Annotated in this window: 15 protein-coding genes and 1 pseudogene; 7 read left to right on the top strand and 9 right to left on the bottom strand. The window is 71.5% G+C overall.

The features are described from left to right. Positions 1-89 precede the first annotated feature (89 nt). Positions 90-179: pseudogene (locus AB5J50_RS38630) on the bottom strand (ThuA domain-containing protein); the annotation flags it as partial. A gap of 109 nt (positions 180-288) precedes the next feature. Here AB5J50_RS38630 and AB5J50_RS38625 point away from each other — a divergent pair. The 3 genes from AB5J50_RS38625 to AB5J50_RS38615 all read left to right on the top strand — a co-directional run bounded on the left by AB5J50_RS38625 (position 289) and on the right by AB5J50_RS38615 (position 2,914). Beyond that, positions 289-999 (top strand): hypothetical protein, encoded by a 711-nt coding sequence (locus AB5J50_RS38625; RefSeq protein WP_369263332.1) that lies wholly within the window; start codon positions 289-291, stop codon positions 997-999. A gap of 173 nt (positions 1,000-1,172) precedes the next feature. Then, positions 1,173-1,739 carry a Chromate resistance protein ChrB gene (locus AB5J50_RS38620; RefSeq protein ID WP_369263331.1) on the top strand — a complete coding sequence of 189 codons (567 nt, stop codon included), beginning with the start codon at positions 1,173-1,175 and terminating at the stop codon, positions 1,737-1,739. 38 nt (positions 1,740-1,777) lie between these two features. After that, entirely contained in the window at positions 1,778-2,914 is a 1,137-nt protein-coding gene (locus AB5J50_RS38615) for an MFS transporter (protein ID WP_369265627.1), read from the top strand. Positions 2,915-2,964: 50 nt separating this feature from the next. Here the strand turns inward: AB5J50_RS38615 and AB5J50_RS38610 are convergent, their stop codons facing one another. The 3 genes from AB5J50_RS38610 to AB5J50_RS38600 are packed head-to-tail and all read right to left on the bottom strand — an operon-like array spanning position 2,965 to position 5,383. Then, positions 2,965-3,276, bottom strand: coding sequence for a hypothetical protein (locus AB5J50_RS38610; RefSeq protein ID WP_369263330.1), 312 nt, complete (start codon positions 3,274-3,276; stop codon positions 2,965-2,967). Between the two features lie 26 nt (positions 3,277-3,302). Continuing rightward, positions 3,303-4,715, bottom strand: coding sequence for a sensor histidine kinase (locus AB5J50_RS38605; RefSeq protein WP_369263329.1), 1,413 nt, complete (start codon positions 4,713-4,715; stop codon positions 3,303-3,305). Beyond that, positions 4,712-5,383, bottom strand: coding sequence for a response regulator transcription factor (locus AB5J50_RS38600; protein ID WP_369263328.1), 672 nt, complete (start codon positions 5,381-5,383; stop codon positions 4,712-4,714). Before AB5J50_RS38600 ends, AB5J50_RS38605 begins: the two co-directional genes overlap by 4 nt. Before the next feature lie 156 nt (positions 5,384-5,539). Between AB5J50_RS38600 and AB5J50_RS38595 the strand changes: the two genes are divergently transcribed. Genes AB5J50_RS38595 through AB5J50_RS38585 form a run of 3 tightly spaced genes read left to right on the top strand, consistent with a single transcriptional unit; the run spans position 5,540 to position 7,943 of the window. After that, positions 5,540-6,244 (top strand): DUF4956 domain-containing protein, encoded by a 705-nt coding sequence (locus tag AB5J50_RS38595; protein WP_369263327.1) that lies wholly within the window; start codon positions 5,540-5,542, stop codon positions 6,242-6,244. Then, a complete protein-coding gene (locus AB5J50_RS38590) occupies positions 6,244-7,083 on the top strand; it encodes a polyphosphate polymerase domain-containing protein (protein WP_369263326.1) in 840 nt (279 codons plus the stop codon). Before AB5J50_RS38595 ends, AB5J50_RS38590 begins: the two co-directional genes overlap by 1 nt. Further along, positions 7,080-7,943 (top strand): phosphatase PAP2 family protein, encoded by an 864-nt coding sequence (locus AB5J50_RS38585; protein WP_369263325.1) that lies wholly within the window; start codon positions 7,080-7,082, stop codon positions 7,941-7,943. Before AB5J50_RS38590 ends, AB5J50_RS38585 begins: the two co-directional genes overlap by 4 nt. Before the next feature lie 556 nt (positions 7,944-8,499). Here the strand turns inward: AB5J50_RS38585 and AB5J50_RS38580 are convergent. The 3 genes from AB5J50_RS38580 to AB5J50_RS38570 are packed head-to-tail and all read right to left on the bottom strand — an operon-like array spanning position 8,500 to position 10,639. Beyond that, the gene (locus tag AB5J50_RS38580; protein WP_369263324.1) at positions 8,500-10,092 is read right to left on the bottom strand and encodes a glycoside hydrolase family 43 protein; all 1,593 of its coding nucleotides are present in this window, start codon (positions 10,090-10,092) and stop codon (positions 8,500-8,502) included. Positions 10,093-10,140: 48 nt separating this feature from the next. Further along, entirely contained in the window at positions 10,141-10,362 is a 222-nt protein-coding gene (locus AB5J50_RS38575) for a hypothetical protein (protein ID WP_369263323.1), read from the bottom strand. Continuing rightward, complete coding sequence (locus AB5J50_RS38570) at positions 10,346-10,639, bottom strand: hypothetical protein (RefSeq protein ID WP_369263322.1); 294 nt, start codon at positions 10,637-10,639, stop codon at positions 10,346-10,348. The genes AB5J50_RS38575 and AB5J50_RS38570 overlap by 17 nt, the downstream gene beginning before the upstream one ends. Positions 10,640-10,902: 263 nt before the next feature. Here AB5J50_RS38570 and AB5J50_RS38565 point away from each other — a divergent pair, with 263 nt between their 5' ends. Then, entirely contained in the window at positions 10,903-11,937 is a 1,035-nt protein-coding gene (locus AB5J50_RS38565) for a LacI family DNA-binding transcriptional regulator (RefSeq protein ID WP_369263321.1), read from the top strand. Positions 11,938-12,004: 67 nt separating this feature from the next. On the opposite strand, the gene AB5J50_RS38560 is transcribed toward AB5J50_RS38565, so the two are convergent. Together AB5J50_RS38560 and AB5J50_RS38555 are read right to left on the bottom strand one after the other, a co-directional pair. Continuing rightward, positions 12,005-12,556: a hypothetical protein gene (locus tag AB5J50_RS38560; RefSeq protein WP_369263320.1), complete on the bottom strand. Its 552-nt coding sequence runs from the start codon at positions 12,554-12,556 to the stop codon at positions 12,005-12,007. A gap of 64 nt (positions 12,557-12,620) precedes the next feature. Further along, complete coding sequence (locus AB5J50_RS38555; protein WP_369263319.1) at positions 12,621-13,274, bottom strand: ThuA domain-containing protein; 654 nt, start codon at positions 13,272-13,274, stop codon at positions 12,621-12,623. Between the last annotated feature and the right edge of the window lie 132 nt (positions 13,275-13,406).

The following is a 13,406-nucleotide window of genomic DNA, read 5'->3' as shown; positions in this document are numbered from 1 at the left end:
GGTTCCTCAGTCATCTGACGGCCCGTCCGCTGTGGGTCGCGCACGGCCCCCGTTGCCCTCTCGGCCGCGTGACGGCGATCCAGGCCGTGCTCGCCGTAATACGGCCAGTCGTACTCGGTACAGGCCGCGGCGTGCACCCCGACGAACCCGCCGCCTCCCTCGACGTACGCCGCGAGCCGCGTGGTGTACAGCCACCCACCGGGCCGTTCCTCGACCGTCCCCTTTTGCCACGGCGGGTAGGCCACCATGGAGACCGCCTTTGTGTACAGGTCGAGGAAGAAGTGCCACATGACAGAAGCGGCAGGCCCCAGCGTGGAGGGCGCCCGCGAGTGGGCTGAGCGTCTGGGGTGGAGCTACGGGTTGATAGCGCCCGACGCTGTCGACCGGGGTGCGGCGCTGGCCCGTCTGGATGCGGCCCGCGCGGAAGCCCAGGCAGCACTTGCTCGGTACAACCAGGCCTGGCTCCGGGCATCCAGGGCGGGCTCGGAAGCCTGGCACCAGGAGCCGTCGGTCGTTGCGGCCCACCGGCTGTACGACGAGGCCGGAAGCCGTTGCCTGCCGGAGGCATTGTGGCGCGCACCGCATCGCGATGACATCGGCCGGTCGCCGGAGCTGCCCTTTGCCCTGCTCTTCCTGGAGTGGGAGGCGCGCTTCCCACAGGAGTGGACACAGCACGCCAAGGCGTGGGGCACGAAGCAAGCACTCATCCGCGACTTGGCGCGCTGCGACCACCGCGACGAGATGGTCAAAGCGAAACTCCTAGATCTCGTCGAGGTCGTCGTCCAGCGGGCCTACCGTTGCAAAGACCGTGAGTACGTACGGGTGGCCCGGGCAGTCGACTGCGCCGACTTGCGCACCAGACTCAACCGGGCTCACCACTCGGAGAACCCATGGGCGCAACTCCACGCGGGCTACGTGCTCTGGCTCCTCGACCGTCCCGAGCTCCCCAACACACGGCACGTCTGGCGGACTTGGCTCGCGGACACTCGGACCTGCTGACTCGGCGCAGGGCCCGCCTCAGTACGGGGGACACCACCCTCAAGGACGCGATGCTGCGGGCAGTTCACCGATCCTCGCTCTACTCTTCCCCGTTTTCTCCCGCTTTTGTCCGTCGTGGTCGCGTATGCCTCCATTGCCTGGCTGCTGATGTAACGAGTGATACATTTCCAGATGTGACTACCGACGAAGCTGCTGTGCGGTGGGTGGTGCTGCTGGTGCGGTTGCCCACCGCTCCCTCCCGCCACCGGGTCGCGGTCTGGCGGGAGCTGCGCCGGATCGGCGCGCTGTCCCTGGGGCAGGGCACGTGGGCCGTCCCCGATGTGCCTGTGTTCGCCGACGGCCTGGCGCGCGCCGTGGAACTGGCCGGCCGGGCCGACGGGGAGGTCGTGACGCTGGACGCAGCCGGCCGCACGCCCGCCGATTCCGCACACCTCCGGGCGCTGTTCACCGCCGCGCGGTCCGCGGACTGGACGGAGTTCCTCGCCGACTGCGGCAAGTTCGAGGCGGAGCTGGCCAAGGAGATCCGCATCGCCAAGTTCACGCTCGCCGAACTGGAGGAAGAGGAACAGTCGCTGGAGCGGCTGCGGCGCTGGCACCGTGAGCTCACCGCCCGGGACGTGTTCGGCACCCAGGAGGCGGCCGAGGCCGGCGAGCGCCTCAAGCAGTGCACCGCCGCCTGCGAGGACTACGCCGAGCGCGTCTTCGCCGCTCTCCACGAGACACCGGAGCAGAGCGAATGACCCGGGCCATACCGGTGCGGGCGGCGCCGGCCCGGCAGATGTGGCCGCTGTATGCGGCCGGGTTCACCACCGCTTTCGGCGCCCACGGCATCGCCGCCAACCTCGGCGGTCTCTCCGACGATGCGGTCACCTCGCTGATGGTGCTCGGCGGTCTGCTCGCCCTGTACGACGGCGCTGAGGTGCTGCTCAAGCCGGTCTTCGGCACGCTCGCCGACCGCGTCGGCGCCCGCCCGGTGCTGCTGGGCGGGCTCGCCGCCTTCGCCGCCGCCTCAGCCGTGTACGCGGTGGCGGACAGCCCCGGCTGGCTGTGGGCGGCCCGCCTCGGCCAGGGCGCCGCGGCCTCGGCCTTCTCGCCGTCCGCCTCCGCGCTGGTCGCCCGGCTCAACCGGGCCGCCAAGCACGGCCGGGCCTTCGGCTCCTACGGCTTCTACAAGTCCATCGGCTACACCCTCGGCCCGCTGCTCGGCGGGGTGCTGGTGTGGGCCGGGGGGCTACGGCTGCTGTTCACGGTGCTGGCGGTGCTCGGAGCGGCGGTCGCCGGATGGGCCGCGCTCGCGGTCCCGGTCGTACCTCCGCTGCCCAGGGTCCGGCAGACGGTCCTCGACCTGGCCCGTCGGCTGACCCACCCGGCTTTCCTCCGTCCGACCGCGGCGCTGGCCGCGGCGACCGCCGCCCTCTCGGTCGGCGTGGGCTTCCTGCCGGTCTCCGGCCGGGCGGCCGGACTGGGCACGGTCGCCACCGGTGCCGCGGTGTCGGTGCTGGCGGCCTGCGCCGCCGTGGTCCAGCCGCGCGCCGGGCGGGCCCTGGACGCCGGGCGCCTCACCGCGCACGGCGGCATCACCGCGGGTCTGCTGCTCACCGCCGCCGGCCTGGGCTGCGCGATGCTGCCGGGCCTGCTCGGCGTACTGGCCGGCGCGGCCCTGATCGGCGCCGGAACCGGCCTGATCACCCCCCTCGGCTTCGCCGCCCTGGCCGCCTCCACCCCCGCCGAACGGCTCGGCCAGACCATGGGCGCCGCCGAACTGGGCCGTGAACTCGGCGACGCGGGCGGCCCGTTGCTCGTCGCGGCGGTCGCCACGCTCACCACCCTCACCTCCGGCTACGCGGCACTCGCCGTACTGCTCGCGATCGGACCGGCATGGGGCCTCGTACGCCGGGGCTCAGGGGCTCGCTGACCGCCCATGCCCCCCACGCGGACACCGGCCCCACTGGGACCGCGTGAGCGTCAGATCGGTTGGATCTGCGCGATGCGGCGGACCTTGACGTCGGACAGCGCGAGAGCGGGTTCGGCGCCGACTTCGCGGAAGAGCCGGGGCGCTGCCGGTCCCTCCGGGGCCGCGCGGACGGCGTCCAGGGCGGCGCGGTCCCGCCACAGCAACTGAATGCGCCAGTGTCCGTCCTGTCCGCTCAGCAGTTCGGTGCGCACCAGCCCATCGGGCAGGGTGCGGGCGACAAGCTGACGGCAGGCGGCGACACGGTCGGCTTCACGTTCGGGTGCGACGATGGCGCTGACCTCGGTCAAGATCTGTCCGGTCATGACCCTCATCTCCCTCTCCGTCCACGCTACGCGGCAGGTTCCGGGGACGCGCACGCGATGTCGATCATGACCGTGGTCCCTGAGGGCGTGTTCTCGGCGTGTGCGGTGCCGTCGTGCGAGGCGGCGACCGCGGCCACGAGGGCCAGGCCCAGGCCCGTACCCGGAGTGGTGCGGCTGGCCTCGGCGCGGCTGAAGCGGTCGAAGGCGTGCGGGAGGAAGTCCGGTGGAAAACCGGTCCCCTCATCCGCGACGGACAGGCGCAGGCGGCCGTCGCGGCTCTCGGCGCGCAACAGGATCGCGCCGCTGCCGTGGCGAAGGGCGTTGTCCAGGAGCGTGCCGATGGCCGGTTCGAGCCAGCGTGGGTCGACGTGCACCGTGGCGCGGTCATGATCGAGGGTGAGGGTGCGCTCCTCCCGTTCGGCGGCCGCCCGGTACGGGGCCGAGGCGTCGTCGAGCAGGCGGCCGAGGTCGATCGGGGTGCGCTCGATGTGTTCGCCGCTGCCGAGCTGTTCGAGGTCGAGGAGGGCGTTGGCCAGGGTGACCAGCCGGCGCACCTCGGTGTCGACGGACCGGAGGGTGCCGGTCAGTTCTTCGGCGGTGCGCGGCCGGTGGAGCGCGACGTCGAGTTCGGCTCGCATCAGGGTGAGCGGGGTGCGCAGTTCGTGGCTTGCGTCCGCGATGAACTGGTGCTCGCGGGCGGCGGAGGCTTCGAGCCGGCCGAGCATGCGGTTGAGGGTATGGCCCAGCCGGGTGATTTCGTCGTCGCGGTCGGTGGGCACTTCCAGACGCAGCCCCCGGGCGTCCTCCGCGTCGGCGGCGAGGGCGGCGGCCCCCCTTCGGTAGCGCTCGACGGGGCGCAGGGCGGCGCGGGCGGCGCGGTAGCCGACGTACGAGGCGGCCAGCAGGGTCAGTCCGGAGGCGAGTGCGAGTTGGGCGAGGAGTTCGCGCAGCGCCTCGTCGCGATGCCCTCGTTGGACGGCCGCGACCACCACCCGTGTCTGCCCGCCGGCGGTGACGCGCCAGGCCCGCAGTCGCAGCGTGCCCGGGGTGATGGGCAGGAGTGAGCCGACATCGCGGCGGATGGTGGCGCCCTGCGCGACGGCCGCGCCTTCGGCGGGCGTGAGCAGTCGCTGATCGCGGACGGTGTCGCTGGAGCGCAGGACCCGGCCGTGTGCGTCGAGGACCTGGTGGAGACTGCCGTCGGGGCCGGACGGCAGTGCGCCGCCATCGCGTACCGCGTGGTTCAGGCTCTGCTGGTACGTGGCCAGGTCCTCGTCCAGCTGGCCGTCCAGGGCGGTTTCGACCCGCCAGTAGACCAGGCCCGCGGCACCCGCCAGGACGAGGGACATGGTGAGGGCGACGGCCAGCACCAGGCGGCCGACGACGGGCAGGCGCCGGAACCGCGCCGGCAGCCCACCCCATGCCACCGCCACCGTCACGATGCGGTCTCCAGCCGGTAGCCGCGCCCGCGCAGCGTCGTGATCGTCGTACGGCTGAAGGCCCGGTCGACCTTGGCACGCACCTTGGAGACATGGACGTCGATGGCGTTGCTGCGCAGATCGGTCTCGCCGTCCCAGACCTCGTCGAGCAGCTGTAGCCGCGAGACCACCCGGCCGGCGTTCTCCATCAGTACCCGCAGTACGGCGAGCTCCCGTCGGGACAGATCGAGTTCGCGGTCGGCCCGCCAGGCGCGCTGCCGCTCGGGGTCGAGGACGAGGTCGCCGACCTGGAGGCGGCCCGTGGGGTCGGGGCGGCGCCGGGATATCGCCCGCAGCCGGGCGAGCAGTTCCTCCATCGCGAACGGTTTGATCACGTAGTCGTCGGCGCCGGCGTCGAGCCCGGCGACCCGTTCACTCACGGCGCCCCGCGCGGTGAGCAGGATCACGGGGACGTCGAGGCCCTCGCCGCGCAGCGTGCGGCACACCTCGACGCCGTCCATACCGGGGAGCATCACGTCCAGGAGTACCGCGTCGAGGCGGGGGTCGCGGGCCGCGGCGAGGCCGGAGGGCCCGTCGTAGCGACCCACGGCGGTGTGGCCGGACTCGGTGAGGTAGCGGACGACCAGATCGGTCAGGCGGGTCTCGTCGTCGACGACCAGGCAGTGCATGCCGGTCAGGGTAACCAGGCCCGGGAGGGCGCATGCGCCGGGCGTCGAGAAGCCTTCATGGTCTGTTCATGCGTCGTCCCTAGCGTTCTTCACGTCGCGGTGTATCGCGGACCGAGGCAGGTCCGCCGCTGAACGCGCCGCCGGAAGGGAACTGCCATGCACGCAGCGCATACGACGATATCGGTGATCGCCGCCAAGTCGATCACCACGCACCTCGCCCCCCTGGACCTGATGACGCGAGGCGGCATCGACGTCGTGGCCCTGCTGGTCCTCGTCGGCTGGCTCTACCGGCGGCGCCGCAGCGCACCGGAGATGCCGCTGGTCCTGACCGCCCTGAACATCGGCCTGTTCGCCGCGATGGGGGCGATCAGCGCGGGCAAGTTCCCGGCCGGAGTCGGCTTCGGTCTGTTCGGCATCCTCTCCCTGGTCCGGCTGCGCAGCGCGGCGTTCACCCTCAGAGACGTCGCCTACACGTTCGCGGCGCTGGTCATCGCCCTGTGCACCGGGCTGCCGCAGCGCGCAAGCTGGCTCGTCATCGTGCTGGACGTCCTGGTGCTCGTGGCGGTCCTGGTGGTGGACGACCCCAGGTCGTACAACCCGACCCGGGTGGTCAGGCTCACCCTCGACCGGACCTACCCCGACCAGGCGGACATCCTCTGGGACGTCGCGGCCAGGTTCGGCCGGGTGCCCCTCTCCGTGGACGTCGACGAGGTCGACTACGTACGCGAGACGACCCGGGTCTCGGCCCGCTACCCGGTCGAGCAGGGCGGGCCCGCACCCGACGCCATGCGGATCCCCAACACCGCGGAGACCGCCGACGCCGAGATCCCCGCCGCCCAGGACGCCGGGAGGGCGCTGTGATGTCCGCGGCGATGTCCGCGGCCTCCCTCGCCGACGCGCTCGGTCTCTCAGTCCTGCACGGCGCGACCCTCGCCGAGGTCGACGAGGCCGCGGCGCTCCAGCACCGCACCGACCGCAAGTACCTCGTCCCCCTCGACCGCGCACGCCGCTTCGTGGCCCAACTCGCCGACAGCCACCGGGTCCTGGACCTGGCAGGACGGCGTACGACCAGCTACCACAGCACCTACTTCGACACCCCGCAGCTCGGCGCCTGGCGCGCCCACGTCCAGCGGCGCCGCCACCGCTGGAAGGTGCGCACCCGCCTGTACGCGGAGGACGGACTGTGCCGGGCGGAGGTCAAGACCAAGGACGGGCGCGGCGCGACGGTCAAGCACGCGCTGACGATCCCGGCGGCGGCGTACGGCCAACTCACCACGTACGCCGTCGAGTTCGTGGACGAGGTGCTCGCGAGGTCCGAGATCCCCGTTCCCGCCGCGGAGCTGACTCCCACCACCGAGATCCGCTACGTCCGTGCCGCCCTCGCCGACCTGCACCACGGCACCCGTGTCACGCTCGACGGCGTCCTCACCTGCCACCAGGCCGACGGCGACCGCGAGGCCGCGCTCGACCCGGGCCATGTGCTCGTCGAGACGAAGGGCGGCGCGCGCCCCGCCCCGGCCGACCGGCTCCTGCTGGGCCTCGGCGGACGCCCGGTGTCACTCAGCAAATACATCATCGGCCAGTCCCTGCTGACCCCCGGCCTCCCCGACAACGACGTACGCCGCCTCGCCCGCACCCACTTCCTGACCGGCCCGCCCCCCACGCCGGTACCGCTCCTCGAAGGGAACCACGCCGCATGAACCCCCTGCGCAGCATCAGGTGGCCGTACGCCGTCATCGCGGTCGTCGCAGTGGTGGCCGCCGCCTTCGGCCTCCTGCGCCCGCAACTGATCCAGACCTCCGCCGCCTCCTCCGCCCAGCAGAAGAAGCCGGGAGCGACGGCCACCATCAAGCAGAACCCGCCTCCCGCCCTCTTCTCCGACGCGGCGATCACCCCGCTCAGCAAGCAGGTCGCCGCCCAGCACAAGAAGGCGGACGCGCTCTTCGCCCAGTGGAAGGCCCAGCACGGCACCACGCGCGACGACAAGGCGTTCGCGGCCTGGGCCGCGCGGCAGGTCCCCGCACCGCCCTCGGTCAAGGCCCGCACCGCCGAGCTGCACCAGGTCCAGCAGCTCGCCAAGACCCGGACCGCCGCCGGGAAGAAGGCAGCCACCTGGCTGGAGCTCTACGGCAAGAAGGACATCTGGAAGCTCTACCTCCACGACCAGCGCGAACTGATCCCCGCAGCCCAGGGCACGTCGGAGAAGGCACAGCTCAAGTCCGCCCTGAAGCTGGCCAAGACGATCAGCGACCAGCTCGCCGCCCGCGACAAGCAGCCCGCCCCGTTCGTCCTCGACCCCACCCTGCGCCCGGACAAGCACATCAAGCCCGGCGCCAAGGGCCCCTACTCCTACCCCTCCCGGCACGCTGCCCGCGCCGCCGCCGCGGTCACCCTGCTCAGCTCCCTCGCCCCGCACCGGGCCGAGGACTACCAGTGGATGCAGGACGAGGTCGTCTACTCCCGCGTGTACATGGCGGGTCACGTGCCGAGCGACATCCTCGCGGGCACCCTGCTCGGGGACCTCATCGGCGACTACGAACGCGCGGTCGCCGGAAACTGACAACGGGCCACCGGGGTGTGGCCGCGTGGCCGGACTCCGCGCCCACAGGGTTGGCGCCCCAGCGGCCGAACCCGCACGGTCCCCGTCTCGGCCGTCGGCCCGGGAAGCAGCCCGTCGCGTCCACGCGAACAGGGGTGAACAGCCTCCCGACAGGGACACCTATCGGGCGGGCACCTCCCGCGAGACGACTACCAAAGTCCTGCACGAGTTCGCCGGACGTGGCCTGCTCGGCCTTGCCCGAGGCCGCATCACCGTCCTGACGCTGCACGCCTGCAGGACGAGGCCGGATAGCCGCCACGGTGCGCAGGCTGACCCATGCGGCTCTGGTCTCGGCCCAGACTCGGCCGCGCCCCGGTGGCACGGGGGAATCCACCGGGGTGCGGTGCCCACTGGTGCGAAGGCCGAGTGACCCTGTCCGGTGCGCACGCACCTGGCGTTCACCTGGTTGGCCTGGCTGACCTCGCTGCCGCGTTGTTGGCGAAGCTGATCGGTGATGACCGGGAGCTGTACACGGGTTCCCTCGGTGGTCGCGACGGTGAGCACTGAGCTTGCGAACCTAATCGCCCAGTTCCCGCACCTCGAACCAGTCGAAGTCCGCCACCGTACGGGTCCCGCCCAGGTCCTGCACGCACACCCCGACGAACGCCCCGGTGAACCGCAACCGGTCCCCGTAGTCGTCGGAGAGCTTGCTCGCGTCCAGGGCTGGGCCCAGGTCGTGCCAGGCGGTGCCGTCGGGTGAGGCGGAGAAGTGAAGTTCCGCGCCGTCGAAGCGGGCTCGTAGGTGGACCAACGGCCAGTCGTCCACGGACAGTTCGGTGTCAGGGAGTTCGCGGTACGTGCCGTCGTCGGTGAGGACCACGCCCAGTACGCGGCCCCTGCCCTCGACGTGGGTGAGGCGTAGGTAGTAGTGCGTGGTGGTGTCGTACCAGCAGACCAGGCCCGCGAGTTGGGAGAAGTGCGAGGGGCGGAAGTCGACGACTGTCGTCACCTCGCAGTGGACCGAGGTGAGCGGGCGTGCGATCAGGCTCTGGTCGAAGTGCGAGTGGAGGCTTTGGCGGCCGCGGAGCCGAAGGTGGCTCGGGCGCTCGGTGAGCGCCAGCCAGTCCGGGGAGGCGGGACCTCTCAGGGTGCTCCAACTCCCGTCCAATGCCGGTGCGTTGAAGTCGTCGCGGACATCGGTCACCGTCTCCCGCCCCGGCTCCACCCCCACAGGCGCCGGAACCTCCAGGCTCGGCCTGCGGCCCCCGTCCGCCAACCGCAGCCACCCCTCCCCCGTCCACGTCACCCGCTGAAGGCACGTCTCCCGGCCCAGGATGCAGCGCGGCCCCTCCGCCGTCCGCACCGGGCGTGAGGCCAGGTGGGCGAGGTACCACTCCCCCTCCGGGGTCTGGACGAGTTCCCCGTGGCCCGCTTTCTGCAGTGGCCAGTCGGGGGTGTCCCGGGTCGTCAACAGCGAGCCGTCCGGGTCGAGTTCGTACGGGCCCGTCAGGTCGCGCGAGCGTGCCATGAGGATGCCGTGGTTCCAGCCGGTGCCGCCCTCGGCGAGCATCAGGTAGTACCAGCCGTCGTGCCGGTAGACGTTGGGGCCCTCGATCAGCTTCTCGTGCGTGAGGATCGTGCGGGGCTCCCCGATCAGGGCCTGCTTCTCGGCGTCGTACTCCTGGAGCAGGATCCCGGCGAACGAGGGGTGCCCCTCGCGCGGGTCCCACTGGATGTTGAGCAGCCAGCTGCGGCCGTCCTCGTCGTGGAAGAAGGACGGATCGAAGCCGGAGGAGTTCAGGAACACCGGCTCCGACCATGGGCCGTCGATCGCGGGCGCGGTGATCAGGTAGTTGTCGACGTCCTTGTAGGGGTGCCCGATGGTCCGCACGATGCTGTAGACCAGCCAGAACCGGCCGTCGTGGTGCGAGAGGGAAGGCGCCCACACGCCGGCCGAGTCCGCCACACCGCGCAGGTCCAGAAGGTCCGTCCGGTCCAGGATGTGACCGGCCGGCTCCCAGTGGACGAGATCGGTCGAGCGGTGCACGGGCACGCCCGGGAACCATTCGAAGGTGGATGTGGCGAGGAAGTAGTCCGTTCCGACGCGCAGGATGCTCGGGTCCGGGTGGAATCCGGGCAGCACGGGGTTGCGGATATGGCCCGCGGTCATGCAGGTCCTTTCAGCAGAGGGTTCGTTGGCGATTGATGGCTGGTGAGGTCAGCCCGTCACCGCGCCCAGCATCACACCGGCCACGACCTGCCGGGACAGCAGCAGGAACACGAGCAGCAGCGGCAGTACGCCGATCGCGGCGCCTGAGAGGATCAGGGTGTAGTCGAGGGCGTAGCCGCTCGCGAGTGAGGACAGGGCCGTCTGGACCGTCGGGGTGACGGACGGGTCCAGGACGATCAGCGGCCACATGAAGTCATTCCAGGTGGCCATGAAGGTGAACATGGCGAGCACGGCGGCCTGCGGCCGGATCGCGGGCGTTCTTCGGCAGGTCGTCGATCAGGACTTCCTTGATCTTGATGCCGGGGTGGCTCTTCTCGTACTCCTTGTAGAGGTCCCGGTAGCCGTAGTCGACATGGGTCGTGACGGTGAGCGTGATGGTTCCGCCGTCGGCGCTGTCGGAGGAGCCCCCGCCGCAGCCGGACGCCATGAGGGCGATGACCGCGGCGCCGACCGCCACCCGTATCCCTTGGCTGGCTTGGTACTTCATGCCCTCACCCCTCTGTTTTCGCGTTCGGCAATGCGGCTCGCGTGTGTCTGGCAATGCGGCCCGCTTGTTCGGCATTTCGAAAGTTTCGGCGCGGGAGAATTCTGTGAATCCCTGCTTCTTCACGCCGTGTTGAGGCGGGCTTAATGTAGGAACCGGTTGCTACGCGGTCAATGTTTCGGTCGCGTGAGCAGCGCTATTCGAAACTTTCGATGGCCCTCGGGGCCACAGGGATGGCCCTCGGGCGGGCCGGAGGGGCGGACTCCATGGTCCGTACGGGAAGCGTGACCGGGCCGACGCTGGCGGTCGTCGCGCGCGAGGCCGGGGTGTCCGTGCCGACGGCGTCCAAGGTGGTCAACGGCCGCGAGGACGTGGCGCCGGAGACCCGCCGCAGGGTCACCGAGGCGCTCGACCGGCTCGGCTACGTCCGCAGGCCCCGCTTCGAGGCGTCGAAGGCGCCGGGCCTGGTCGACCTGGTGGTCCACTCCCTGGAGAGCTCCTGGTCGGGCGCGGTGCTGCACGGCGTGGAGGGCGCGGCACACGACGCCGGCCTGGAAGTGGTCGTGTCGGCGGGGCTCACCCGGACCAGCGGCGGGCGCCCCGAGCGCGGCTGGCTGGACAAGCTCACCACCCGGGGATCGTCAGGGGTGTTGTTCAACCTGGCCGAGCTGACCGCGTCGCAGTACACCTGGCTCGACCAGCATCGCATCCCGTTCGTGATGATCGACCCGGTCCTCGAACCGCCGCCGGGCGTGGTGTCGGTGGGCGCGGCGAACTGGCAGGGCGGCCTGCTCGCGACGGAGCATCTGCTCTCCCTCGGCCATGAGCGCATCGCCGCCATCGGCGGCTACCGCCGCAAGATATGCAGCAGCGACCGGATCGCCGGCTACCGCTCGGCCCTCGCGTCGGCCGGGATCCGGCACCGCCCCGAATTCATCCGCTACGGCAGCTTCAACGAGACCGGCGCGCACCGCCGCATGCTGGAACTCCTCGACCTCCCCGAACCGCCCACCGCGGTCTTCGTCTGCTCCGACAAAATGGCGCTCGGTGTCTACCAGGCCCTGGCAGAGCGGAAGTTGAGCGTCCCGGACGACATCAGCGTGGTCGGATTCGACGACCTCCCCGAGTCCCGCTGGGCCACCCCGGCACTCACCACCGTGCGCCAGCCGCTCTCCGAGATGGCGGCGACGGCTCTGCGCCTGCTCGTCCGCATGATGGCGGGCGACCAGCCGGAGGGCACGCGCACGGAGCTGTCGACCCGCCTGGTGGAGAGGTCGAGCACGGGCCCGGCACCCCGATAGACAGTGGCGCGGGACGGGGCAGGGCGGACAGCGGAAAAGTCGCCGCGGCGCGCTGTCTCGACGGCCGTCAGCGCTGCCAGAGGAAAGCGGCCTCGCCACAGGGGCGGCAGCCGAAGACATAACCGCGGCCCCCGCCGCCGAAGTTCGCCGAGGTGGAGAAGTCGCATCCCTCCTCCAGCTCGGCCACGAACGTCATGCGGCCGGCGCAGCGGGGGCAGTCGGGGGTCTCGTCGCCCTGGAGCCAGTCGGGCTCGCCGCCGAGCCGTCCGAGGACCGGCTCCTCCGTGGGCGCGTCAGCGGGATGACGGCGCAGTGCGGTGACGGCGCCCAGGAGCGTCTCGCCCTCGGCAGGGACGGCGGCCCGGGCGAGCTCGCCGGTGAAGAGGTAGGCCCGGTTGGCACCGCCGGTGGCATTCCAGTCGTCGCACATGCCCGGGTCGTTCTGGCAGAAGAAGACCGCGACCACGCCGATGTCGAGGGGCAGATGAGCGAGGAACTGCAGGGGCCCGCCGCACGCACGGCACGTCGGCCAGGTGAATCCCCGCGGAGCGAGCGGGACTCCGCCGGTCCGTGGCGCGGGCGCGTCGGGCGCGACCGGCTCGTCGTAGATCAGCAGCATGGCCACAGCCTAAGGCGGGCCCCAGGAGGTCAGCCTCTGACCGGCAAGATCCACCGGACACTCCTCAACGCGTCGCCGCCCAGGTGATGCCGCCGAGCAGATGCGCACGGAAGTCCGGGTCCGCGTACGCCTCACAGGCGTGCCCGAGGGCCGTGTAGAAGACCCGGCCCGCGCCCTGCTCGCGGCACCACACGAGCGGATGGTCCTCGCCCATGCCCCCGCCTTCGTACGAGGATTCGTCGGCGGAGGCGAGCACGCGCACCGCACCGCGCGGACTGGTCCGGAAGTCGTACCACTCGTCCGTGAACTCCCAGACAGGCGGCAGGTGTTGGGTCGCCGGATGCCCATGGTCCTCGACCACGGCCTTGCCCGGCTGGAAGTCCGGGTGCCGGTCGAAGCGCGCGCCGAGCAGCTCGCCGTAGTACGGCCAGTCGTACTCGGTACAGGCGGCGGCGTGCACCCCGACGAACCCGCCGCCTCCCTCCACGTACTCCCGGAGACGGTCGCGCCCCTGCGACGTCAGCACGTCCCCGCTCGTGGAGAGGAAGACGACCGCCGCGTACGGGTCGAGGGGCGCCTCGAAGGCGCCGGGGTCCTCGGTGGCGTCGACGTCGAACCCGTGGGCCGCCCCGAGGGAGCGTACGGCGGCGACGGCAGCCGGTATGGAGTCGTGCCGGTAGGCGGTGGTGCGGGTGTGCACGAGAACGCGGAAGGCCATGCCCCGAGCCTATTTCCGTGGCGGGGTGGGCCCCGGCGAGGCGAGGGGACCGAAAGTTTCGGATGCCCAGGCCAGGACCGGACCGGACCGGCCCAAACCCAAACCCAAACCCGGCCCGGCCCGGCCCGGCCG

The organism is Streptomyces sp. R35, assembly GCF_041053035.1.
Classification (GTDB): Bacteria; Actinomycetota; Actinomycetes; order Streptomycetales; family Streptomycetaceae; genus Streptomyces; species Streptomyces lutosisoli.
This window is presented reverse-complemented; position numbering and strand designations above follow the sequence as displayed.